Origin of the sequence: Desulforhabdus sp. TSK (genome assembly GCF_022836495.1) — a bacterium.
Taxonomy (GTDB): domain Bacteria; phylum Desulfobacterota; class Syntrophobacteria; order Syntrophobacterales; family Syntrophobacteraceae; genus Desulforhabdus.
The window spans coordinates 1-557 of sequence record NZ_BQXM01000123.1; the positions used below are offsets into that span (position 1 = coordinate 1).

Consider the following 557-nt stretch of genomic DNA (forward strand, 5'->3'; position numbering starts at 1 on the left):
CGTCCACCCCTGCGGTCAGTTCGCGGATCACTCGGACGCGGTAGTCGTTCTCCACCGCATCCAGCACTGTGGCGCGCACGCAGTGGTCGGTGGCCAGGCCTACGATGGTCACCGAGTCGATCTCCTGGTCCTGCAGCCAGGCGTGGAGGTCCTCGGCGTGTTCCTCGACGGCGTCGGGGGCCTCCACCTTGATGCCTTTCTCACCGGCGAGGGTCCCCACCTTATCCGGATCGCCCTGCAGGCCTTCGAAGCCGGAGTAGCCCGAGGAGTAGAGGCCCTTCAGGAAGCGGGCGTCGACATGCTCGGTGTCCAGGTTCTCGTGCAGCTCGGCACCGGTGGTCCCGGCCACGCAGTGCACCGGCCAGCTCACCCGGAAGTCCGGGTCCTCGGAGAAGTGGGTCCCCGGGTCGATGTGCCAGTCCTGGGTGGTGACCACGGCGTCGAAGTCCGCGGAGTTCTCCTCCAGAAATTCGCTGATGTCTGCTGCGACCTGGGCGCCGCCGGCCACAGCGAGCGAGCCCCCTTCGCAGAAGTCGTTCTGGACGTCGACGATGATC

Annotated in this window: 1 protein-coding gene; it reads right to left on the reverse strand. The window is 67.0% G+C overall.

Going from position 1 to position 557, the window contains the following annotated elements; all coding sequences use genetic code 11:
- Positions 1-556: isochorismatase family protein (locus MWC30_RS21795; protein WP_368860925.1), on the reverse strand; the 556-nt coding region annotated here is incomplete at its 3' end.
- Position 557 lies beyond the last annotated feature (1 nt).